The sequence below is a fragment of the Paraburkholderia sp. XV genome (genome assembly GCF_020177535.1).
Taxonomy (GTDB): Bacteria; Pseudomonadota; Gammaproteobacteria; order Burkholderiales; family Burkholderiaceae; genus Paraburkholderia; species Paraburkholderia caribensis.
Window position 1 is genome coordinate 1 of the sequence record NZ_JAGUUD010000106.1, and the last position, 21,664, is coordinate 21,664.

The following is a 21,664-nucleotide window of genomic DNA, read 5'->3' on the forward strand; positions in this document are numbered from 1 at the left end:
CCGCCCCGCACAGGGGCGACGCCTGAAGCACGCTAACGTAACGCGGATGCCAGCGCAAAGCCAAATCGCGGATGCCAACAGCAAATCAAGCCAACCGACAAACCGTGGTACCAACCGACAACTCATTTGCCATTTTTCGCCCGCGCCTGCTCGGCAATCGCCTTGTAATCATAGGTCGGGTAGAAATCGGTGCTGTAACCGCCCCACGCGGTCTCCTCAATCGCACGGTTCACTTCGCGCAGCCGGTCGGCCGGCACGCGTAGCGTAACGACCTGCCCGATCCCCATCATCACGTACCACGACACCACTTCGATGCCGGGCGGCGGAAACGCCTTGTAGAAGCCCTGCTCGGCCAGTTGCTGGTTGATCTTCGGCAGCGGCTTCGACTGGTCGTGCTTCAGAAAGATCGTCAGCAAGAACGTGCCGTCCCCGGCGGGCGCAGGCGGCGGCGCGCCCGGGTTGGCCTGCGCAGCGGCAGGCAACGGAACCAGCGCGGCGAGCGTCGCGGCAAGGGCAACGCCAGCGATCCATTGGCGAACGGCGTGCATCGGTTTTCTCCTTGATCTCGTTGATGGACAGGTACACAGGGCCACAGTGGAAAGCACGGCCGCATTCATCATGCCACCGCCGCGTGCCATGCACATTGACTGCGCCCGGCCGCTGCCACCAATACATTTAAGGGTAAAACATATGTTGCAATAATTATTTTCATGGCAACATTCGTAAACACGTTACGGATTCGACCAGAGGACCTGCAATGAACCGACTGACTTCGCTCGCGCTTGCCCTGTGCGTCGCGGCGCCCTGCCTCACCGCAACGACGACTGCCACCGCGCAGGACGCGCAGCCGACGCTCGCCAAAGTCGAGGCCGCCAATCTGATCGCGATCGGCCATCGCGAGACGTCGGTGCCGTTCTCATATGTCGATGCGAACAATCAGGTGATCGGCTTTTCGCAGGATCTGTGCAACCGGATCATCGACGCAGTGAAGGCCAAAACACACAAGCCGAACCTGCAGGTGCGCTTCATTCCCGTTACGTCGCAGAATCGCATTTCACTGGTGCAGAACGGCACCGTCGATCTCGAATGCGGCGTGACGACGAACCTCACGTCGCGTCAGAACCAGGTCGCGTTCGGCGATACGTTCTTCGTCGCGACCACACGGCTGCTCACACGCAAGGATTCCGGCGTCAAGGACTTTCCCGATCTGGCCGGCAAGACCGTCGTGACGAATCAGGGCACGACGTCGGAACGCATCCTGCGCAAGATGAACGAAGAAAAGAAGATGAACATGCAGATCATCAGCGCGAAGGACTACGGCGAAGGCCGCATGACGCTGGAGACGGGCCGTGCCGTCGCGTACATGATGGACGACGTGCTGCTCGCGGGCACGCGCACGCTGACGGCGAAGCCTGCTGACTGGGTGATCACCGGCACGCCGCAGTCGTCGGAAGCGTATGGCTTCATGCTGCGCAAGGGCGACCCGGCCTTCCTCAAGATCGTCGACGACACGCTTGCGCAGGTCATGAAGAGCGGAGAGATCGACGCAATGTACGACAGGTGGTTCATGAAACCCGTGCCGCCGAAAAACATGAACTTCGACTTTCCGATGAGCGAGAACCTGCGCGCCCTCTACAAGAATCCGAACGACAAGGCGTTCGAATAAATCTGGCGGCCGACACCCGTGCCGCCCTTCATGGGCCTTTCGGGGCAGCCGCGACGGGCAACGGTTATTGAGCCGCGCGCAAGCCGCCGGAGTAAAATCGAACGAATAGCAACTCGTGACGATCTGCTTCGGAGCCGCAATGAACCCGCCTTCGCCCAAAGAACAAAAGACGCGCTGGAAACCGTCGCCCACGCTGCTGAACGTCATGACCGCGCTCATCGGCATCGGTACGCTGGGTGCGGGGATCGGCTGGCTCGTTTATAGCTGGTACGTGGATCTCGAAGTGCCTTACTTCGCCATACCGCTTGTGATGTGCGTGCCCGTGATCGTCGCCGTTGCGTTCAGGAACATGTTCGACTGATTGACGCGGCGCGCCGGGCGCCTTGCGCAAACTGAAAGGCCCGCTTCGCGCGGGCCTTTCTGTGTCGGCTGGCGTGACAGCGCGCCGGCACGGCGGCGCGCGTTATGCGGCCTTGGCCGACGCGATGCCGTCGTCGAGTTCGCCGCCGAGCGCTTCGACGATGCCGTCCAGCATCTTCGCCAGTTCGCCCGTCATCAGCGTGAAATCGGACTCGAACTGTTCGTCGTCATTCTGCGCGGTCGGATCGGCGGCTTCCTTGATGACGTCGAGCGGCGTGACGCGCTTGATGGTCAGCGACGGCGTCAGCACGAACGACACGCGGTCGTTCCACGTCATCGCCAGACGCATGCACTGCTTGCCCGCTTCGATATGACGGCGCATGTCGTCCGCTTCGAGCGCGTGACCGACATAGCGCACCGTCGCATTGCCTTCCGCGGGCGAGCGCAGCTCGGTATCCTGGTCCAGCGTGAAATTGACGGGGCCGTCGCCCGCGAGCAACCAGTTGGTCATCGCCGAAACGGGCGCCTGCGCGACGCGCACGCTCGTGATCGGCAGACGATCCACCGACTTGACCAGCAGCCCGAGCACGTCGTCACCAAGCGCCTGCGAGGCGGAATCGATCGCGAGCCAGCCGTTGACCGTGTCGATCCACACACGCGTATCGCGCTGGATGCTGAATGCGCGCGGCAGGAGTTCGTCCGTGACCTGCTCTTTGAGGTCGCGCATCTGCTTGCGGCCGGGCTTGAAACCCTGCTGCTCTTCGAGTTCAAGCGCGCGTGCCTTCGTCACCTGCGTGACGACGGAAGCGGGCAGCAGTTTCTTTTCCGCGCGGAACGTGAGCAGCAGCTGCTTGTTGGTCGAGTAGACGAGCGAGCCGTCATTGCGCGGCGACGCCCAGCCCTGACGCGTCGTCTCGACGCTGTTGGCCGGCTGGAACGCGTGCGGCTCGAGCCACTTTTCCATTTGCTCGACGCTCACTTTCCACGGAGCGGGAAGACGGTGAAGCTGTAGATTCTTGAACCACATGGCGAGAACGGGCAAAGCGCGTCATTCTATATGACAGCGGCGGCGCGGCCGATTTTTGTTTTCACCACGCCGCCAACTTTTCCGACCCAGATGTTGCGCAATCGGCCCGCCAGGCCCGCCTGCACCTTCGCCGCGACATTGGCGGGCACCCACGTTTCCACATCTCCGGATGCCCATGCAAATCCATCTGCAGGGAAGGTCTTGAATCTCGTTGTGATCGGCCGCGCGGATGACGCGACCCGCCGCCCCGACGCAGGGGCGTGACATGGCATCGCGATTGTGCGGTCCGTTTTATTCGACGATGAAGCGATGTTTTTTGATGCCGGGTATGAGTCTCGCTCAACTTCGAGCGTCTACGTCCGGGTTTGCGCGAATGCCTCCGCGCAGCATGGCAACAGGTTTAGCGCGATGGGTAGCAGAAGCTGTAGTCTTCGCAACCGGGACAGCCCGGCGCGGGCGCAGGCTTGCGGCCTTGGGAACCCGCCAGCTCGCGCGCGAGGAATTTCTTCCAGCGCGTGTTATCCGTGTTGCGCGCGACGAGTTGCGGATAGTGGCGCGTGAGGATCGCCGTGACATCGGCACGTCCGTCGAGTCCAAGATCGCGCCACAAGTGATCGGGGCGCAGACACGCCGTGCCGATGATCGTCGCGAGGCATAGTGCGTCGTCATCCGTCGCCGCAAGCGAGGACTCGTGATGCAGCAGGAAAGCGTGCAATGCATCGACGAAAGGCCGATGTTCGTGCACGGCGATAGGCTCGGGCACGGCATGCAAGGACTTCGCGTCCGGGAAATGACGTGAGCGCAACGCTTCGAGCGCAGCCCGCGTCAAGCCGAGATGCAGCAGTTCGCCGCTCGCCAGCTTCGCGCCGATCAGCCGCGCGAACATGATGGTATCGGCTGCGTTGCGCTGCGGCGCGTGATCGAGCAGCCGCGCGACTTCCGCATCACGTGCGTGATTCGACTCCGTTGTCATGCAATCGTGTCCTGTCGCATCGAGCATGGCGCAGCGACGTCACGCCACAGCCGACGCACCGAACTTCTTCCGATACGCACCGGGGCTCGTCAACGCGATGCGCCGGAAATGCCGCCTCAGCGATTCCTCGGACCCGAAGCCGGCCAGTTCCGCGACGCGCGACATCGGGAGATCGGCGGGCGATTCCAGTAGTTCGCGGGCGATCGCCACGCGCTCGCGAATCAGCCAGTCGTAAGGCGCCATGCCCGTCGCGTCGCGGAACTGCCGCTGCAACGTGCGCGGACTCATCGCCGCCTGGCCCGCGAGCGACGCCAGCGTATGCGCGAGCGCAGGGTTGGCACGCACGTAGTCCATCAGCCGCGCGAGACGGCCGCCGTCGTCCTGCGGCATCGGACGCGGCACGAATTGCGCCTGGCCGCCGTCGCGATGCGGCGGCACGACGAGCCGCTGCGCGACACGGTTCGCAATCGCACTGCCGTAGTCGCGCCGCACGAGATGCAACAGCATGTCGAGCCCGGCCGCCGATCCCGCGGACGTAATCACCTGGCCTTCGTCGACATAGAGCGCATCAGGCTTCACGCGCAGTTGCGGATAGCGCTGCTGCAACTTGTCCGCGTACCGCCAGTGGGTGGTGACCGTCTTGCCGTCGAGCACGCCCGCCGCAGCCAGCACGAACACGCCCGAGCAGATCGAACAGACACGCGCGCCCCGCCCCACGGCCGCGCGGATTTTTTTCAGCAGCGGCTCGGGCGGACGCTCGTCGGGATCGCGCCAGCCGGGCACGACGATCGTCGACGCCCGATCGAGCATCTTGAGCGAATACGGTGCAGCAATACCGATCCCGCCCGCCGCGCGAATCGGCCCCGCTTCGACCGCGCAGACGGCGAAGCGATACCACTTCACGCCGAGTTCCGGGCGCTCGAGCGCGAACAGTTCGGTCACGCAACCGAATTCGAAAGTGCACAGGCGGTCGTAGACGAGCGCCGCGACGAGATGATCTTGCATGGCGTGATATTACCGGAGATCAGAAGTTGCGCCATTCGCGGGCGTGCGGCCCGCTTTCCGGTCACCGGTCACCGGCGAAATCTCTCCCTGCCTGCCGTGCGGCGCTCGCACCACACTCCCAAACTCGCGTGCACTAGGCGGCCTCGACGGTCGCGAGTTGAAAGCCCTCATCTATCCATCCGGTTATGCCTCCGGCCATGATCTTCACGGGGCGACCGAGCTGGGCCAGCCGGATGGCTCCGCGTGTCGCGCCGTTACAGTGAGGACCCGCACAATACGTCACGAACAGCGTGTCGGAAGGATAATCCGTCAGCTTCGACGCGACGATCTTGCCATGCGGAAGACTAACGGCGCCCGGCACATGACCTCGCGCGAACATCGCCGGACTTCGTACATCGAGCAACACGAAATCGGTTGCGCTCGGGCCTCCTGACAACGCCGCGTGCACATCGGCGCAATCGGTTTCGAAGGCGAGCGACGCCGCGAAATGCGCAAGCGCGGCCGTGCTATCAGCAGCGGCAACAGCGGTGACGGGTGACATCTTGTAGCTCCTCGAGCAGTTGCAATGAGGTGCATTTTCCGCCTCGATAGCAACGCACGACAGTGGCGCAAGCGACTACTCGCGGTAACATCACGCCATCGGACCGTCAAAGGCATGCGGTCGGTCAACATCGCGTCGGTCGTGGGCGGCGGTCGTGTCCGGAGCGGACCAGTGGGAGGCAAATTCTTTGCGGCGACCGTCCGGCAGCCGCACTCGATGAACCTGCTGCTGTCGAAGCTCGCAGGCTGAGGTCAAAGTTTCTGGCACGAGTCGAATGACGGTCAGGGATAAAAGCTGTATCACTCGACCGTTTTTGATTCTCGACTCCGACTTCAAATTACCTTGTTCGAGGACATCGTTGTGGCCGCAATCGGCGCCACCTTCAAGCATTAGTTCGGCGATGCGCTGGCAACAGTCGCCCTATCAGGCTGCGCAAGAAGAAAGCCATTCATGCCTGGGAATTCAGGAGCGGGCTGCAGCATAGCCCCGCCTTCGCTAGCGCCGGAAACAGACACAGACGCAGACGCAGGCGCAGTAACCGCCGACGGGGCCTGCGAGACCCCTGCGTTGACAAGAAATCCAGTCGAAGTAAGGAAAATCGTGGCCAATAACAGAAATTCCATGGCGTTGCCTTGCTGGTGCTGATGGCCCATTCGGGCCGTATCCAACTTCTCCGGCGTTGCCTGCTGACGTGCGCGAGCCGCATGGTGTCTGCCTTCTGTCAGTGCGCAACACCTTCGCTAAGTTTAGTCATCCATCAGCCACGCATCGGCGATATCGGTATAAAAAAGCAGGATCGTCTCAATTTCATTCGTTTTTACGGCATATTTTCTACCGGGCTCACGGGATTAACTTCATCGCGTCAAGTGCTGCCAGCGGTCATTTCGCGGCCTTAAGCAATCGAAAATAACCGGATCGGACGAACCCGCTGTCTGGCCGTCAGATCTTTAGTCGCGACACCTTGGTGCCGGAAAGCGACACGTCCCCCATCAGGCCGGCATTGGTCAGCACGATCGCTTCGACGGGTGCAGTGGCCGTTGTTGTATCGATCTCTCCATTGGCTCCAACCTTTAACAGCGCCACCGACCCTTCACCACCAACCGACCACCCCTTTGAATTGCGAAAGTCGTTGAGTGCATCATGCGTCATGAACAGGAAGATGACGGCCTTCGACTGTGCACCTGCCTGCAAGCCGAACGAGCCCGACACCGTGCTGTAATAGCCGGCCGATTTTCCCTTCACATGCAACGCACCTTCACCGTATTCGCCACCCGCAATAAAACCGACCTTCAGCACAGAGGGGAACACGAGAACACCATTCGCCTTTGCGACGAGTTCCTTTGAACCCTTTACTGTCTCGTATAGCCGTGACAGCGTCCGGTTCACCTTGGCATCGATTTCCTGTCGTTTAGCCGCGTTCGACTCACCGGCAAACGCGTCACTCAGTGTGAGCGGGGAAACCGCGAGTGTCAGGCCCGCGACCGTAAGCGCAGTGCTGCCCATCTGTACAAAGCCTCTTCTGTTCATGTTCGCCTCCGTCGTGACTCAGGGTCGACGTATGTTTGCGGTGGACAAATGCAATAACCCAACGATCTCAAAGACGACGCTTACCGCAGTTCACATAAATGGCTGCATGAAGCAGCAATGCACAATCGTGAGCGGGCACGGAATATCGTCGCCAATCAGTCTATTCGTTAGATAGCAATGGGGGTATTGGACCTTGGTCCAATCTGCGCGAGCGGCATCTTGCAGGAACGCCACGGGTTGCCGTCGACGTGATCTGAACCAGAGATCTTTCATTTCCTGTCGACCAGGCACAGTTACATAGGAGGAAAGCACCGGGAAAACACGCAAAAGAACCCATACCCACACTAGTACTTACGATAGTCCCGCGTTCTGTTGTCTTTTGCATGCCTGAACTATTCTAGGCGTTAGACGATGACTCCCCAGTCTGGCTTGCCACTACCGTTCAATCACACGCATCGCGATCATGCAACCCGACACATCGATCTCCCGCGCCGGGCATGCTGCAACCGGAACCCGCCGATGGTTGCGTTGGCTGCCCGGCCTCGCCATGCTAAGGGAGTATCAGGCCAGCTGGCTGCCCAGGGATATCGCCGCCGGACTTGTCCTCACCACCATGCTGGTGCCTGTCGGGATTGCCTATGCCGAGGCGTCCGGCGTGCCCGGCGTCTACGGGCTCTATGCGACGATCGTCCCGCTGCTCGTGTATGCCGTTTTCGGACCCAGCCGTATTCTCGTACTGGGCCCGGACTCCGCCCTTGCAGCGCCGATTCTGGCCGTGGTTATCTCGATCGCACCGGGCGATCCGGCGCGCGCCATTGCCGTCGCAAGCATGATGGCTGTCGTCTCAGGCATGTTCTGCATCTGCATGGGGTTGTTGCGTCTAGGCTTCATTACCGAACTGCTCTCGAAGCCCATCCGGTACGGTTATATGAACGGCATTGCAATCACTGTTCTGATCAGCCAGTTGCCCAAGCTGTTCGCCATTTCCATCGACGAGGGAGGTCCGCTAAGAGACCTGCTGAGCCTGGGCACGGCCATCGCGGATGGGAAAGCCAACTGGTACAGCTTTGCAGTGGGTGCCGGAAGCCTCGCACTGATCCTCTTCCTGAAACGTTTCGAAAAAGTACCGGGCATTCTGATCGCGGTCATTCTCGCGACGCTGAGCGTCAGCGTTTTCGACCTCGATAGCCTGGGCGTCAAAGTGCTTGGAAAGATCCCGCAAGGGCTGCCGTCCTTCGTACTACCTTGGGCGAGCGGCGCCGATCTGGGCAAAATCGTGGTGGGTGGCTGCGCCGTTGCGCTGGTCGCGTTCGCCGATACCAGCGTGCTGTCGCGGAGCTTTGCGGCACGTTTCAAGAGTCGCGTCGATCCGAACCAGGAGATGGTGGGCCTCGGCGCGGCCAATCTGACGGCCGGGTTCTTCCAGGGTTTCCCGATCAGCAGCAGTTCGTCGCGCACGCCAGTCGCGGAAGCGGCCGGCGCGAAAACGCAATTGACGGGCGTGGTGGGCGCGCTGGCCGTCGCAACACTGTTGATGGCGGCTCCGAATCTCATGCGATACCTGCCCAACAGCGCCCTCGCCGCCGTCGTCATTGCAGCTGCCATCGGCCTGTTCGAGTTCGCCGATCTCAGGCGTATCTACCGCATCCAGCAATGGGAGTTCTGGCTCTCCATTGTCTGCTTTGCCGGTGTTGCCGTTTTCGGCGCGATTCCCGGCATCGGCATCGCAATCGCGATCGCGGTCATCGAGTTTCTGTGGGACGGCTGGCGACCCCATTACGCCGTTCTTGGCCGCGTGGAAGACGTGCGCGGATACCACGACATCAAGCGCTATCCGCACGCCACGCGGATTCCGGGGCTGGTGCTGTTTCGCTGGGACGCGCCGTTGTTCTTCGCCAACGCCGAACTGTTCCAGGAGCGCGTGCTGGAGGCCGTCGACGAATCGCCAACACCCGTACGCAGGGTCGTGGTGGCCGCCGAACCCGTGACCAGCGTGGACGTCACCTCCGCCGACATGCTGCGGGAACTGATCCGGATTCTGGGCGAGCGCGGCATCGCGCTGCATTTCGCCGAGTTGAAGGACCCCGTGCGCGACAAGCTCAAGCGTTTCGAACTGATGGACCTCATTGGCGACGAACGATTTCATCCGACCCTGGGCAGTGCCGTCGACGACCATCTGGGCAAATCGGGCACCTGAAAGATGCGAGCCGTTCCCGCCGCGAATGCGCGCGGACTCCCGTCATCGCGCGCGGCCGTAACGGTCAAAAAGCTGAAGCATCAGGCACGCGTAGACCGTCACGGCAAGGAAGAGTCCCATGCGCACCGCGAACGCGGTGTAGACGTCCTTGCCTGCCACGCTATCCTGCACTGACTGGCCGAGCAGGATGATCATCGTGACGAGCCCGTTCAGCCAGAAACCCGGCGAGTAGCGTGTCGGGCTGATGCGATAAAGTTTGCGTCCTACCAGCAGACCGAACAGCAGCATCCACAGAAAGAACATCCACAAGTGCACGAAGAGCCTGAGTGCAAACCAGCATGCGATTGCGAGCAAGCCACCCAGCAGCGTCGAACCGATGAGTTCGCGCGCCGCACTGCGCGCCGTGGTGGTGCAACTCTGCCGCCCGAGGCTGACCGACTTCATGATGATGGGCATGTAGCTCGCCGGATCGGTCATTGCGAGCAGGTACGCAGGCATGACCACGAGCACGGCGCGCAGCGCGATACGTACGGCCTGTTCGTTGGGCAATGCCTTCCTGGCGGGCGCGGGCTGCGTGCTCGCGGGTTCGGGAAACAGACCATGAACGAGAGCCGCCATCAGCACGGCAAGCAGAAGCCCCTTCACGAGTGCGCCGACCACCGTCATGGCTAGCTGGAAGTCGGCTGTGCCCGCTGCGGAGACCATCGTCAGTCCCGCCACCAGAAACGTAGCAACCAGATTGTTCCCGCCGCGTAGTCCATATCCAAAGGCAAGAAAGAGCATCAGCCCGATGATCAGCACGCCCGCGAACGCGTAATACCGAAGTAACGGCACCACTAGCAGGCCGCTGCCCGTAGTCACTGCGACGACCAATGCAAAAGCCAGTCCTGCCCTGAGCGACAGCGGCCGGTTCTGCGTCGCGAGCAGAAAGACGGCAAACACGGGCGCGACCACGGGAATCGGCAGATCCAGCGCGAAACTGATCGTGAGGCAGAGCGCCGTCCCTGTCGCAACACGCAGCGCACGACGACTGGGCACCTCGAGCGTGTTTTCCATGGACGTCGTCAATAAAGGTACGAGACCCAGCTCATCGCGCGCAGAAACACGCGCCCAAGCGGATTGAGGGGATTGCCCTGACCCGGAAATGCCATCACTTCAGCCTGCCCGCCGACCCGAAGGTTGCGAAGACGCGCGCGCTCGTCGCGCTCGAACTCGACAATCACCGGAAAGCGCTGCGCGGGGCGCAGCCAGTCGCGGCTGTTCTGCACCGTAGGCAGACTGCCGGGCGGCGTGCTTTGCCCCACGCTCACGCCATAACCGATACTGCGAATCCGTCCTTCGAAAACTTCACCCGGCAGTGCGTCCAGCGCGATCGCCACAGGCGTGCCCGGCCGCAGGTGGCCCAGGTTGTTCTCGGTCATGTCCGCACTGATCCAGACGTCGCGAATCGCGATCAGCGTCATCACCGCACTGCCGGCCGCCGCGAACTGGCCGACCTCGGCACGCAGATCGGTAACGACGCCGCCTGAGCGAGCCGTTCCCCGCGTGTGAGCCAGATCGAGTTCGGCCTTTTGCACGGCGGCGGCCGCGCTGCGCAATTGCGCGTTCTCCGTGTCCTGACCGCCCTGCTGCTCGCGTGCGCGCTGCACCTCGGCGCGCGCGGCCGACACCTGGCTTTGGGCCTGCTCGTGGGTCGCTCGTGCCACCTCCAGGCGCCGCAGCGAGATCGTGCCCTCGTCTTCGCGATACAGCCGTTCGAGCCGCTCGCTGTCCTGTCGCGCCTTGACCTCGTTTGCGATGGCGGCACGCAGCGATGCCAACGCCGAATCGATGCCCGCCGTGCTGGCGCCAATCTGACGGCGCGTGGACTCGAGGTCGGCGCGCGCGCGGTCGGCTGCAATCCGGTATTGCTCGCTATCGATTTCGAACAGCACGTCACCCGCGTTGACCTCCTGGTTGTTATGCACGAGGACGCGCGTCACCCGTCCCGATACTTCCGCGGCCACGGGCACCACATACGCCTGTACGCGCGCCTGTTGCGTATAAGGGGTAAAGCGGTCGGCGAGCAGATACCAGATCAGGCTCACGACGATCAGGCCGACCACCCACTTCACGGCCCTCCCGGAGCGATCGGCGCCGGGCGGCGCTGTGGGTGCCGGTGCGGCATTGGAGGGTTCGGGCGTGTCGCTCATCGGGACGAACCTGCGGACGGAATCGCTGCCGCCGACGGCGCGTCCGGCTCGTTGAGCAAGTCGCCCCAGTCGGTGCGCTGCTGCATCTGCGCGCGGGTCGCGGAATCGACGAGAGGCTGCTCCGTGTACCAGCCTCCGCCAAGCGCCTTGTACAGCGCGATCAGACTGCCTGCGGCATTGCTGCGGTTCACGATATAGGCGTCCTGCTGGGCAAACAGGGCGCGCTGCGCATCGAGTACGCGCTGGAAGTCCGAATAGCCTTCGCGGTAGATCGTATTGGCGAGCTTCAGGGAGCGACGCGCCGCGCCTTGCGCGTCGTTCAGGATGCGGTCCCGCTGCAACCCGGCGATCAGCGCCGTCGCGGCGTCATCGGCCTCGCGCGCCGCTTCGCGCACGATGTTCTGATAGCCGACCGTCAACTGTTGCAGCCGGGCATCCTGGACGCGCACGTTGTTGACGATCCTGCCATGATCGAACACGTTCCACGTGACGCTCGGGCCGGCTACGACCGCCAGCGTGTTCGGCGATCCCGTGAGCGAACTCGCGCTCCAGACCAGCGAGCCCACCAGCGACACGGACGGATACAGGTCGGCTTTTGCCACGCCGATGAGCGCCGATTGCGCGGCCATCTGATACTCGGCAGCGCGAACGTCGGGCCGGCGCAATAGCAGATCGGCCGGGACGTCCTGCAGCACGGCATGGTCCACCAGCGGCACCACGCCCGCCTTGCCTGGCTGCATGTCGAGTTCCGGCAACGGGCCGGGCGGCCGGCCCAGCAGCACGGACAGCGCGTGACGCGACAGCACGGCCTGGCTTTCGAGCTCCGGGATGCTGCTCAACGTGCCCAGATACTGCGTCTTCGCCTGCTGCAGGTCCAGTTCATCCGTCTCGCCGCTCTTGAAAAGCTTTTGCGCGATCTCGTAACTGCGCTTTTGCAACTGGGCGTTCTCACGCGCGATGTGCAGCCGCGCCTCGGCGGTGCGCAGCGTGAAATACGTATCGGCGACCTGCGCGTGCAACAGGACCAGGGCGGCATCTCGATTGGCTTGCGCGGCAAAGAAGGCGGCGTCGGCCGACTCGATGGCCCGGCTGAAACGCCCCCAGAAGTCCAGCTCCCATCCGACGCTGAAGCCCGCGCCGTACTGCCAGTAACCACCCGAGCGCGGATTGAATCCATCCGAGCGTTTGCGCGCCGAATACAGTACGTCGGCGTTGACTTGCTGCACCTGAGGGTAGCGCCCCGCGAGCGCGACGCCGAGTTGCGCGCGAGCTTCGACCACGCGCAGGCCGGCAATTTTCAGGTCGCCATTGTTTGCGTCGGCTTCGGCAATCAGACGTTCCAGATTCCCGTCGTCGAATATCTGCCACCACTGCCGCACGTCAGGCTGCGCCGCCTGCTGCGTGACCTGCTCGATCGACGTGCTGCTCCAGTGTTCGCTCCAGCTTTCATGCTGCGGATGAAAGTCCGGCCCCACGCGCATGCATCCGCTCAGGCAAGCTGCCGCATGCAGTGCCGCCATTCCGTATGCGCGGGTCGAAGGCGACACGGCGCGGTTCCGGCAACTCAACGCTGCTGCTTCTGGCACTGCTGGGGATCCTGCTGATCTTTTACCCATCGCCAGAACAGCTGATAGCCCACCGCGAGCATCACAGGACCGATGAACAGGCCGATGACACCGCCCGTCACCATGCCGCCGAGCGCGCCTATCAGCACCACGGGCATCGGTACGGCGACCCCGCGCCCGAGCAGCAGCGGCTTGAGCACGTTGTCGGCGAGGCCCGCGATGAACACATACACCGAGAAGACGATCGTCGCCGTGCTCACACCTTTCGTAACAATCACGAAGACGATCACGGGAACGGTAATCAGTGTGGCGGGCAACTGCATGATGCCGATCAGCAGAACGGCGAGCGAGAGCAGACCCGCGCCTGGAATGCCCATGACGATAAACGCGATGCCGATCAGCAGCATCTGGATGAACGCGATACCGACCACGCCCTGCGCAACCGCGCGTACCGTCGACGTGCATAGATCGGCAATCTGCGAACCGTTCTCAGGTCCTGAGATGCGTGAGGCGATCAGTACTGCGCTGCGGTGTCCTTTCTCGCCATGCGCCATGAAGATGCCCGCCACGATCAGCGCGACGAAAAATATCAGCAGGCCCGCTCCGAGACCGGTGACCGTGCCCAGCAAAGCGAGGCCGGCTTCCTTGAGTTGCGGTGCGAATCGCTGCGCAAGACCCGTGAGGTCAGTCGAGGCCTGCGCCCAGAAGTCATACACGCGCTGGCCGACCAGAGGCCAACTCGCGACCGATTCGGCAGGCGGCGGAATGCGGAAACTGCCGCTCCTGAATATCGCCATTGCGTGCTCGATCGAGCCAGCGACGGCGACGCCCAGCAGATACGTCGGCACGAGGATGACGCCGAACGCAACGAGGATGATCAGGCTGGCGATCAGGCCGTTCTTGTTGGCGAACCGGTTTCCGAGCCGCGCCTGAATCGGATAGAGCGTGATCGCGAGGATCAGTGCCCATACCATCAGGTCGAGGAACGGGGCAAAGATCCGGAAACAGAACATCGCGAGAACCGCGATCAATCCAGCACGGATCAGTACATCGAGCATCTCTCTGGACAACACCTTTTGGGTAGTTGGCGTGGTCAGCATCGATCGTCTCCTCGCAGGTCGTCGAGAAGGTATCCCGACGGCAAACCCGGTTTGCCCGCATGGCCGCAACCGGCCAGGGCTCGTCATGCTCTCTCGCAAGCGCGCCGCCGGAACTCGGGAGATACGAGGAACTGTCCGTCGGCTGCGCACCGCTTCCAGTTGAGGTCCGGCACTAGGGGGACCCCTCATGGGAGACGTGCAGCCGCTACAAGGAGATGTTGTCGACGTCCTCGTCAATCTGAGTCTAGGGCACCCTCAAAAAAGGACAATAAATCGCCTCGATTTGCGCGCAAAGTCCAGCATTAGCTGTCCGCTGAAATGTACTGGCTAGACGGCTATACGCCATTTGCGCCGTCGTTTTTCTGTCAGTCAATTCAATGAAATCAACACGGCGGTCTGGTTCACGTCAAGATAGACGGCTGCCAGTATTCGCCACTCAATACTTGATGTCGCGGGCTGTCTGCCGTCCTTGCTGCTTGGTGTGCCGCTTGTCCTGGCGGCATTGCGAATTGCTTTTCTGATCCGCGGCGCGACAGTCCTGCTTGGTGTGACGGCTCCCCTGACGTGTGTCCTGGCGAACGTCGCGCCCGGCCCGGCGTTGTTGCGCCTGCTCCGTCGCCCAGGACATTCCCGAAGACGCCGCCAGAAACATCGCAGCTAGCAGGGCAGTAAGGCAACGGTTCCATTCCCGCATGATGTGATCTCCCGTAGATGGGTCGAAAACCTGCATCCACCCTTTCGCTGACACCGTATCGCAACACGCCGCGCGCCCGGATCTGCATGAGCGTGTCGCCGTCCGCTGCGAAGGCTTTCGTCTGGAGAAGGACGAGAAAGCCCGCCAACACCATTGCGACATAGTGTGCGAAGTGCTTCATCGCCGGTTCCCTGACCGCCGCGGGCAAGCATTCTCCCGACGGTTGTCGTGGCTCGCGTGCGTTGCATGAATGGAGCTTTCAGCCTATACATGCCCAATGAAATGTTGTATTGGACTTTGGTCCAACGACAAACCGCGCGATGGCCGAGCGGATCATTGCGCGCCTCGCAGAACCGGCCAGATGAGGGTCACGACATGGAGACGGTAGAGCCGCGCGAATGTTTGAGCTGGAAAAGATCCCTGCAATACCGGCTCTATTAATGCACCTGTTCGCACGAGGCGCTACTGCCAGCGTTGATCTGCACAACGTCTATACTCGGCATACGAGGCAAGCCCATTGACTCAACGCGATTGCGACGAATTTGCGAGCCATCGGCTTGATGCAGGCAAGAACAACAAGGAGCGCCTCCCATGTCAAACGAACGCGTGCCCTTGCTCGACCCCATCGACAGAGTGTCCGAGATCGTCTTTGGTGTACTGATGGCGCTCTCGTTTACGGGCGCGCTCAGCGTTGCGACGGCCGGACACCAGGAAGTCCGGACGATGATGTTCACAGCGCTCGGTTGCAATCTCGCCTGGGGGCTCGTGGATGCCGTCATGTACCTGATACGCACGGCCACTGAGCGGCGGCGAAAGAAGATGTTGCTCATGCAGCTTCAGGCGGCACACGACAAAACCCAGACACGCCAGCTGATTGCCGATGCGCTCCCGCAACTTTTCGCAACCGTCGTCCAGCCCGCGACGCTAGACGCGCTGCATCAGGAACTGCTTACGGTGCGCGAGCCGACTATCCGGCTTGGCGGGAAAGACTATGCCGCGGCATTCGGCATCTTCGCTCTGGTGGTCCTGGCGACTTTTCCGGTCGTCGTCCCGTTCATCTTCGTTTCGCAGATCGTGCTGGCGTTGCGCATCTCGAACCTGCTGGCAGTCGTCACGCTGTTCATTGGCGGCTATGCGCTCGGCCGCTACACGAGCGGAAGACCGTGGTTGTCCGGCGTGGCAATGTCTGGAATTGGCGTCGTGCTGCTCGCGATCATCATCGCGCTAGGCGGCTGACTCACGCCCCGCCAACGCCACCGGCGCGCGCCGCGCATCGTCGCGCTCAGCGTATCGGCCCTGCCACACATGTTCCATTTTCCGATCCGCGAAAATGGTTCCCATCACTTTCAAAATCTGCTAAAGCGCTTTCAAAATGTTTCACTAAATCATTCGAATAAAACTTTTAAGAAAGTGCTCAATGTTTTAGACATGCTGCCGTTAACCAGACGAGGGAACTTCCTCTCGCGACGGAACTGACATGCAGAGCACTTATCATCTCGGTCTGGTTGTCGTGTCGCTCGCCGTCGCAACACTGGCTTCATTCACGGCGCTCGACCTGGCCGGACGTATTTCCACCATGGCCTCCGCCCGCCTGCGCCATCTTTGGCTCGCGGGCGGCGCGGCAGCAATGGGCACGGGCATCTGGTCGATGCACTTCATCGGGATGCTGGCCTTCTCGCTGCCCATCCCGCTCGGCTACGATTTCGCGATCACCGCCTGCTCGCTGATCATCGCGATGATCGTCTCGTACTTCGCGCTCGTCCAGGTGGCGCGCCCGACGCTCTCCGCCAGGCGCCTCGTCACCGGCGGCCTGCTGATGGGCTTCGGCATCGCGGGCATGCACTACACCGGCATGGCGGCAATGCAGATGCAGCCGGGCATCCACTATCGCCCCGGCCTGTTCACCGCTTCCGTCGTGATTGCGATTGCAGCGTCGATGGCCGCGCTGTGGATCGCCCACACGCTGCGCGATTCGAGCCAGCACGGCGTGCTGCTCAAGCGCATCGGCGCGGCCTGCGTGATGGGCGTCGCGATCACGGGCATGCACTACACGGGCATGGCCGCCGCCGACTTCCTGCCCGGCTCGGTGTGCGGCGCGGCGCGCGGCGTCAACGCGCAGTGGCTCGCGACGACGATTATCCTGTTCACATTCGTGATTCTGATCGTCACGCTGATCCTGTCGCGCTTCGATGCGCGCACAAGCTTCCTCGCCGGTTCGGTTTCGTCGCTGAACAATCAGATCGTGCGGCTTGCCACCTACGACACGCTCACCGACCTGCCGAACCGCCGCACGCTGAACGAGCGCATCGAGCACGCGATCCACGCATCGAAGCTGAGCCGCCGCGGCTTTGCGATCCTCTTCATGGACCTCGACGGCTTCAAGACGATCAACGATTCGCTCGGCCACGCATTCGGCGACGAAGTGTTGAAATCGTTCGCGCAGCACCTGCGGCAGTGCGTGCGCAACGCCGACACCGTCGCGCGACTCGGCGGCGACGAGTTCGTCGTGCTCGCCGAGAACCTGAGCGCGCCGCGCGACGCGGAACGGATGGCCGAGGCCGTCCTCGAAAGGATGCGCGAAGGCATCAGCACGCAAAGCCAGATGCTGCAGATCATGCCCAGCATCGGCATTGCGCTGTATCCGCAGGACGGCCATTCCGTCGACGAACTGCTGAAGCATGCCGACGCCGCGATGTACGAAGCGAAGCGCGGCGGACGCAGCACCTATCGTTTCTTCGAAGCGCACATGAACGAAGCGGCGATGCGCACGCTGAAGATCCAGGGCGCGCTGCACGAAGCGCTCGGCAAAGGCTATTTCTCGCTGCACTTCCAGCCAAAATTCCGCGGCGACAGCGGCGAGGTCGCGGGCGCGGAAGCCTTGATCCGCCTGAATCACCCCGAGATCGGCGTGCTCGCGCCGATGGATTTCATCCCGATCGCCGAGCGCTCCGGGCAGATCGTGGAGATCGGCTATTGGGTCGTGCGCGAGACCTGCCGCCAGATTCGCCGCTGGGAAAGCGCCGGCCTGCCGTCGATGAAAGTCGCGATCAATCTGTCGCCGCGCCAGATGGCGCAGCCGGATCTGGTCGCAAGGATGCTGGAGATCGTGCGTGCGGAAGGTGTCGATTGCATGCAGATCATGTTCGAGATCACCGAGACGGTCGCCATGCAGGACGCCGCCAAGACGACCGAAATGATCCGCGAGTTTCAGAGCAGCGGCTTCGAAATTTCAATCGACGACTTCGGCACGGGCTATTCGAGCCTCGCCTATCTGCAGCGCTTTCGCGTGAAGCAGCTGAAAATCGACCGCTTCTTCACGAGCGGGCTCGATGCCGACGGTCACGAAGGCAGCGCGATCGTGCAGGCGATCATCGCGCTCGCGCATTCGCTGGAAATGGACGTGGTGGCCGAGGGCGTCGAAACGGCGTCGCAACTCGACAAGCTCAAGGACCTGCAATGCGACGAAATGCAGGGCTTCCTGCTCGGCAAGCCGCTCACGGCCGACGCCTTCAGCGATCTGCTTCAGGAGCGCATGTCGACGGCGTGACGTGAGCCGCCGTCCGGGCCGTCACTGTTCTGCGGCCGATGCGCCGGACTGTTCGGGCGCGAACGTCGCGGGCTCGAAATGCGGGCTTGCCGGCGTGAGCGCCGCATCGCGCCGCGTCAGCTTGCCATCCACCGACGCGCCCACATCCATCCGCAACTGCTGATAGTAGATGTTGCCCGTGATGTGCGCGTTCTCCTGCAACTCGACGAAGTGATCGGCGATGACGTCGCCCGTGATCCTGCCGTTGACGATCACGTCGTAGCCATACACATTGCCCGTGATCGAGCCGCGATTGCTCAGCACCAGCAGCGTCTCGCACCCCGCCTTGCCCGAGACGTTGCCTTTTACGTGGCCATCCATGCGCAGGCCGTCGCTGAATTCGACGTCGCCTGTGATGTATACGTCGTGCGCAATGAGGGTTGCCAGTTTGTTCTGGGAGACGCCGGGTGACTTCTTCTTGCTGAACATATTCGATACCGGGATGAAGTTGAAAATACGCCGCGCCTCAGCGGCGCGAACGGCTTTGGCCCTGGAGAAACAGCACTTGCGCCTGGAGCCTGCGCACTTCGACGGTGAGCGCGTCGGCGGATTTCTGCACGCTCGCGCGCGACGCCGCTTCCTGCTTCAGCGCGAGCTGTGCGCGCGCCAGCGCGTCTTGCAACTCGTCGTGCGCTGCGGGCACGACAGCCGGGGGTGCCGCTGAATCCGCGTGTGTCGCATAGCCACGCATCGCCGCCGCCCCTGCCGACACACACGCGATGCAAACCATCGCCCACACGCCGATGCGCATCGGCAGCGAGCGCACGGGCTGCAACACATACGCACGCTGCGTGACGACATGCCCACGGACATGCCCGTGCCCGCGCCGCCCGCCCGAGCGAAGAAAATCAGCCATGAGACGGCCCCATGAAAAGTGCGAGATAGTCGGTTGGATCGACGGGCGCGCCGTTGACGAGCACTTCGAAGTGCAGATGCGGGCCCGTCGAGCGGCCCGTCGAACCCACATCGGCGATATGCTGGCGCGGCAGCACGAGATCGCCCTCCTGCACGACGATCCGCGAAGCATGGCCATAGCGCGTGATCAGGCCGTTGCCGTGGTCGATTTCGACGGCATTGCCGTAGCCGCCCTGCGGTCCCGCGTGAATCACGCGGCCGCCCGCTGCGGCGAGAATCGGCGTGCCCGGCGGCGCGACGAGATCCACGCCCGGGTGAAAGCTCAGGTGATGCGTGAACGGATCGACGCGATTGCCGAACGGCGAGCCGAAGCGCGCGCCGTCGACGGGCATGCGGCCCGGGAACGACTCCCAGTTCGCGACGTGCAGCGTCGCTTCCTGTTCGAGCGCCGACAGCGTGGTGACGAGACAGGCAATGTGCTCGTGCAGCGCGAGTGCGTCGCGCGCCGGGTGGCCGAGCAATTCGTCGCAACGGCGCGGCGGCAGCGACGGGCCGCCTTCGGCGCTTTCCGCTGCGGGTTCGCTGGCCTTGTCGTTTGGCTGCCCGGCGGGTTTCCCGGTCGACGGGCCATCATCGTGGTCCGCATCGCGCTTCGTAGCGGCGGGTGCGCCACCCTTCGCCGGCCGCCCAGCCTTCCGCGCCTTCTGCTGCGCGGCGTCGGACACATCGTCGCCCGCGTCGTCGCCGAGCACGTCGCTCGCAGACAGCACAGGCGGCGCGAACACCGGGCGCGGCAAGGTCTTGATCGTCTTCAGACGGGTTTCGAAATCGTGCAGCGTCGCGACCTGCGAGGCGAGTTGCGTCAGACGCGGCTCCATCTGCTCGATCGCCGCATTGAGCTTGCCGAGTTCCGCTATCGTGTAGTCACGCGCGACGCGGCTGTCGCTGGCTTGCGTGGCCGCGTCGCGCTTCGGATGATCGCGCCCGATCACGATCCCCGCCGTCAACGCCAGCGCCGAACTGCAGCAGGCGGCGAGTGTCGCGATGGTCACCGCGGTGTGCCGCGTGACGAAGCGCACCGAGCCGTTCGTCAGGCGCTTGCCGGTTCCCCAGATCAGCGACATCAGCAGCCGCCCCGCGTCCCGGCCGTGACGGCGCACGGCGGCATGCTTGCGAAAGACCAACACGCGGCGCGTGTCGTGGTACGCGCGGCGGGCGGCGCGGTGTTGCGGTGAACCGGCATACGCAGGATGACGAACAGATCTCGTTGATGGGGAAAAACGGTGGCGCGCATTATCACGCCATCCGCCAGGCCCTCATCTCAAATTGGACGACATCGGATTCGTCGCATATCCGCATCAGGTTCAGTGCGCTCGCGCCGCCGCATCGATCCGCGAGAGGCGGCGCGTTCGACGTAGACAGAAATCGCAAACCGTCGAACGAATGTCAGACGGCAAGCAGTTTCTGCAAACGCTCGCGCAATGTTTCGCTTGCTTGCGTCATCGGCGCGCGCAAATCGCCTTCTCCTTCGATCAGACCTTGCACGGCAAGCGCCGCCTTCACGGGCGCGGGGTTCGGCTCGGCCGTCAGCGCGCCGATCAACGGCACGAGCGAGTGGAAAAGCGCCCGCCCTTCATCGAGACGCCCCGCCTTCAACGCGCGATCGAGCGCGACGAAACGCTCCGGCCACAGATGCGCCGACGCCGAAATCGCGCCGCTGCCGCCCATGCAGAGCGTGTCGAAGATACGGATGTCGTCGCCGGCGAGCACCTGCAAACGGCCGTCGAGAATCAGCGCGTGCGTGGTGTCGAGCGATCCCGCGCAGTCCTTGATCGCCTGAATGCGCGGGTGCGCGGCAAGCGAAAGCAGCGTCTGCAGCTCGATGCGCACGCCGGTGCGCGCGGGAATGTCGTACATCACGACGGGATGCTCGCTTGCGTCGGCGAGCATCGTGAAGTGTGCGGCGATGCCCGCTTGCGACGGCCGCACATAGTACGGCGCCGAAATCAGCACACCCGCGAGCGGCAATGCGTTCAGACGCGACACGCGCTCACGCACGGCGCGCGGGTTGTTGCCCGACACGCCGGCGATCACCGGCAGCGCGCCGCCTGCCGCGTCGAGCGTGGTCGCGAGCACGGCTTCCTGCTCGCCGGGCTCGAGCGAAGACGGTTCCCCCGTCGTGCCGAGCGCGACCACTCCCGCGACGCCCGCGTCGGCGTAGAGCCCGATCAGGCGGCGCAACGCATCGTGATCGACGGCACCGTTGGCGGCAAACGGCGTGACAAGGGGAATCCAGATACCCGAAAAATTGGACATGACTTTCCTCGAAGGCGACCGTATGGGAACCGTTCAGCGGCGAGGAAGCAGGATCGGAAG

The 21,664-nt window shown here is 62.9% G+C and carries 21 protein-coding genes; 5 read left to right on the top strand and 16 right to left on the bottom strand.

Annotation, left to right across the window (positions count from 1 at the left end; genetic code table 11):
* Window positions 1–122: 122 nt before the first annotated feature.
* A complete protein-coding gene (locus tag KFO72_RS33225) occupies window positions 123–548 on the bottom strand; it encodes a hypothetical protein (protein ID WP_107201792.1) in 426 nt (141 codons plus the stop codon).
* 209 nt (window positions 549–757) lie between these two features.
* On the opposite strand from KFO72_RS33225, the gene KFO72_RS33230 reads away from it, so the two are divergent.
* Both KFO72_RS33230 and KFO72_RS33235 read left to right on the top strand, forming a co-directional pair.
* Entirely contained in the window at window positions 758–1,666 is a 909-nt protein-coding gene (locus KFO72_RS33230) for a glutamate/aspartate ABC transporter substrate-binding protein (RefSeq protein ID WP_225033876.1), read from the top strand.
* Between the two features lie 139 nt (window positions 1,667–1,805).
* Window positions 1,806–2,027, top strand: a complete 222-nt coding sequence (locus tag KFO72_RS33235; RefSeq protein WP_036001337.1) for a hypothetical protein — start codon at window positions 1,806–1,808, stop codon at window positions 2,025–2,027.
* 102 nt (window positions 2,028–2,129) lie between these two features.
* Here KFO72_RS33235 and KFO72_RS33240 read toward each other — a convergent pair whose 3' ends face one another.
* The 6 genes from KFO72_RS33240 to KFO72_RS33260 form a co-directional block, all read right to left on the bottom strand.
* A complete protein-coding gene (locus KFO72_RS33240; protein ID WP_054935219.1) occupies window positions 2,130–3,053 on the bottom strand; it encodes a recombination-associated protein RdgC in 924 nt (307 codons plus the stop codon).
* A gap of 26 nt (window positions 3,054–3,079) precedes the next feature.
* The gene (locus KFO72_RS42160) at window positions 3,080–3,202 is read right to left on the bottom strand and encodes a hypothetical protein (RefSeq protein ID WP_257841612.1); all 123 of its coding nucleotides are present in this window, start codon (window positions 3,200–3,202) and stop codon (window positions 3,080–3,082) included.
* A gap of 251 nt (window positions 3,203–3,453) precedes the next feature.
* Window positions 3,454–4,026, bottom strand: coding sequence for a nitrogen fixation protein NifQ (locus KFO72_RS33245; protein WP_225033877.1), 573 nt, complete (start codon window positions 4,024–4,026; stop codon window positions 3,454–3,456).
* A gap of 39 nt (window positions 4,027–4,065) precedes the next feature.
* A complete protein-coding gene (gene ftrA / locus KFO72_RS33250) occupies window positions 4,066–5,031 on the bottom strand; it encodes a transcriptional regulator FtrA (RefSeq protein WP_107201793.1) in 966 nt (321 codons plus the stop codon).
* A 133-nt stretch (window positions 5,032–5,164) separates the two neighbouring features.
* A complete protein-coding gene (locus tag KFO72_RS33255) occupies window positions 5,165–5,572 on the bottom strand; it encodes a rhodanese-like domain-containing protein (protein ID WP_054935218.1) in 408 nt (135 codons plus the stop codon).
* A gap of 939 nt (window positions 5,573–6,511) precedes the next feature.
* The gene (locus tag KFO72_RS33260) at window positions 6,512–7,099 is read right to left on the bottom strand and encodes a YSC84-related protein (protein ID WP_054935217.1); all 588 of its coding nucleotides are present in this window, start codon (window positions 7,097–7,099) and stop codon (window positions 6,512–6,514) included.
* Window positions 7,100–7,562: 463 nt separating this feature from the next.
* Here KFO72_RS33260 and KFO72_RS33265 point away from each other — a divergent pair, with 463 nt between their 5' ends.
* Window positions 7,563–9,296: a SulP family inorganic anion transporter gene (locus KFO72_RS33265; protein WP_225033878.1), complete on the top strand. Its 1,734-nt coding sequence runs from the start codon at window positions 7,563–7,565 to the stop codon at window positions 9,294–9,296.
* A gap of 42 nt (window positions 9,297–9,338) precedes the next feature.
* Here the strand turns inward: KFO72_RS33265 and KFO72_RS33270 are convergent, their stop codons facing one another.
* The 5 genes from KFO72_RS33270 to KFO72_RS33290 all read right to left on the bottom strand — a co-directional run bounded on the left by KFO72_RS33270 (window position 9,339) and on the right by KFO72_RS33290 (window position 14,847).
* Complete coding sequence (locus KFO72_RS33270) at window positions 9,339–10,352, bottom strand: DUF2955 domain-containing protein (protein ID WP_062916346.1); 1,014 nt, start codon at window positions 10,350–10,352, stop codon at window positions 9,339–9,341.
* 8 nt (window positions 10,353–10,360) lie between these two features.
* On the bottom strand, window positions 10,361–11,488 hold the full coding sequence (locus KFO72_RS33275) for an HlyD family secretion protein (RefSeq protein WP_225033879.1): 1,128 nt from the start codon (window positions 11,486–11,488) through the stop codon (window positions 10,361–10,363).
* Window positions 11,485–13,035, bottom strand: coding sequence for a TolC family protein (locus KFO72_RS33280; RefSeq protein ID WP_107201795.1), 1,551 nt, complete (start codon window positions 13,033–13,035; stop codon window positions 11,485–11,487). The genes KFO72_RS33275 and KFO72_RS33280 overlap by 4 nt, the downstream gene beginning before the upstream one ends.
* Before the next feature lie 17 nt (window positions 13,036–13,052).
* Window positions 13,053–14,153, bottom strand: coding sequence for an AI-2E family transporter (locus KFO72_RS33285; RefSeq protein ID WP_054935212.1), 1,101 nt, complete (start codon window positions 14,151–14,153; stop codon window positions 13,053–13,055).
* A 436-nt stretch (window positions 14,154–14,589) separates the two neighbouring features.
* Complete coding sequence (locus tag KFO72_RS33290; protein WP_224102492.1) at window positions 14,590–14,847, bottom strand: hypothetical protein; 258 nt, start codon at window positions 14,845–14,847, stop codon at window positions 14,590–14,592.
* Between the two features lie 591 nt (window positions 14,848–15,438).
* On the opposite strand from KFO72_RS33290, the gene KFO72_RS33295 reads away from it, so the two are divergent.
* Both KFO72_RS33295 and KFO72_RS33300 read left to right on the top strand, forming a co-directional pair.
* A complete protein-coding gene (locus KFO72_RS33295) occupies window positions 15,439–16,083 on the top strand; it encodes a VIT1/CCC1 transporter family protein (RefSeq protein ID WP_054935210.1) in 645 nt (214 codons plus the stop codon).
* 241 nt (window positions 16,084–16,324) lie between these two features.
* Window positions 16,325–18,394: a putative bifunctional diguanylate cyclase/phosphodiesterase gene (locus KFO72_RS33300; protein ID WP_060603266.1), complete on the top strand. Its 2,070-nt coding sequence runs from the start codon at window positions 16,325–16,327 to the stop codon at window positions 18,392–18,394.
* 21 nt (window positions 18,395–18,415) lie between these two features.
* Here the strand turns inward: KFO72_RS33300 and KFO72_RS33305 are convergent, their stop codons facing one another.
* From KFO72_RS33305 to dapA, 4 genes are all read right to left on the bottom strand, one after another.
* Window positions 18,416–18,862 carry a bactofilin family protein gene (locus tag KFO72_RS33305; protein WP_054935208.1) on the bottom strand — a complete coding sequence of 149 codons (447 nt, stop codon included), beginning with the start codon at window positions 18,860–18,862 and terminating at the stop codon, window positions 18,416–18,418.
* A gap of 37 nt (window positions 18,863–18,899) precedes the next feature.
* Window positions 18,900–19,289 carry a hypothetical protein gene (locus KFO72_RS33310; RefSeq protein WP_176054444.1) on the bottom strand — a complete coding sequence of 130 codons (390 nt, stop codon included), beginning with the start codon at window positions 19,287–19,289 and terminating at the stop codon, window positions 18,900–18,902.
* Window positions 19,282–20,412, bottom strand: coding sequence for a M23 family metallopeptidase (locus tag KFO72_RS33315; protein WP_225033883.1), 1,131 nt, complete (start codon window positions 20,410–20,412; stop codon window positions 19,282–19,284). Before KFO72_RS33315 ends, KFO72_RS33310 begins: the two co-directional genes overlap by 8 nt.
* 322 nt (window positions 20,413–20,734) lie before the next feature.
* Window positions 20,735–21,604 (bottom strand): 4-hydroxy-tetrahydrodipicolinate synthase, encoded by an 870-nt coding sequence (gene dapA / locus KFO72_RS33320; protein WP_225033880.1) that lies wholly within the window; start codon window positions 21,602–21,604, stop codon window positions 20,735–20,737.
* Window positions 21,605–21,664: the final 60 nt, after the last annotated feature.

Coding starts and splice junctions, on each gene's coding strand:
- dapA (WP_225033880.1), bottom strand. CDS start 21,604: ATGTCCAATTTTTCGGGTATCTGGATTCCCCTTGTCACGCCGTTTGCC.
- KFO72_RS33230 (WP_225033876.1), top strand. CDS start 758: ATGAACCGACTGACTTCGCTCGCGCTTGCCCTGTGCGTCGCGGCGCCC.
- KFO72_RS33295 (WP_054935210.1), top strand. CDS start 15,439: ATGTCAAACGAACGCGTGCCCTTGCTCGACCCCATCGACAGAGTGTCC.
- KFO72_RS33235 (WP_036001337.1), top strand. CDS start 1,806: ATGAACCCGCCTTCGCCCAAAGAACAAAAGACGCGCTGGAAACCGTCG.
- KFO72_RS33300 (WP_060603266.1), top strand. CDS start 16,325: ATGCAGAGCACTTATCATCTCGGTCTGGTTGTCGTGTCGCTCGCCGTC.
- KFO72_RS33285 (WP_054935212.1), bottom strand. CDS start 14,153: ATGCTGACCACGCCAACTACCCAAAAGGTGTTGTCCAGAGAGATGCTC.
- KFO72_RS33240 (WP_054935219.1), bottom strand. CDS start 3,053: ATGTGGTTCAAGAATCTACAGCTTCACCGTCTTCCCGCTCCGTGGAAA.
- KFO72_RS33245 (WP_225033877.1), bottom strand. CDS start 4,026: ATGACAACGGAGTCGAATCACGCACGTGATGCGGAAGTCGCGCGGCTG.
- KFO72_RS33275 (WP_225033879.1), bottom strand. CDS start 11,488: ATGAGCGACACGCCCGAACCCTCCAATGCCGCACCGGCACCCACAGCG.
- KFO72_RS33270 (WP_062916346.1), bottom strand. CDS start 10,352: ATGGAAAACACGCTCGAGGTGCCCAGTCGTCGTGCGCTGCGTGTTGCG.
- KFO72_RS33310 (WP_176054444.1), bottom strand. CDS start 19,289: ATGGCTGATTTTCTTCGCTCGGGCGGGCGGCGCGGGCACGGGCATGTC.
- KFO72_RS33260 (WP_054935217.1), bottom strand. CDS start 7,099: ATGAACAGAAGAGGCTTTGTACAGATGGGCAGCACTGCGCTTACGGTC.
- KFO72_RS33255 (WP_054935218.1), bottom strand. CDS start 5,572: ATGTCACCCGTCACCGCTGTTGCCGCTGCTGATAGCACGGCCGCGCTT.
- KFO72_RS33225 (WP_107201792.1), bottom strand. CDS start 548: ATGCACGCCGTTCGCCAATGGATCGCTGGCGTTGCCCTTGCCGCGACG.
- ftrA (WP_107201793.1), bottom strand. CDS start 5,031: ATGCAAGATCATCTCGTCGCGGCGCTCGTCTACGACCGCCTGTGCACT.
- KFO72_RS33315 (WP_225033883.1), bottom strand. CDS start 20,412: ATGTCGCTGATCTGGGGAACCGGCAAGCGCCTGACGAACGGCTCGGTG.
- KFO72_RS33290 (WP_224102492.1), bottom strand. CDS start 14,847: ATGCGGGAATGGAACCGTTGCCTTACTGCCCTGCTAGCTGCGATGTTT.
- KFO72_RS33305 (WP_054935208.1), bottom strand. CDS start 18,862: ATGTTCAGCAAGAAGAAGTCACCCGGCGTCTCCCAGAACAAACTGGCA.
- KFO72_RS33265 (WP_225033878.1), top strand. CDS start 7,563: ATGCAACCCGACACATCGATCTCCCGCGCCGGGCATGCTGCAACCGGA.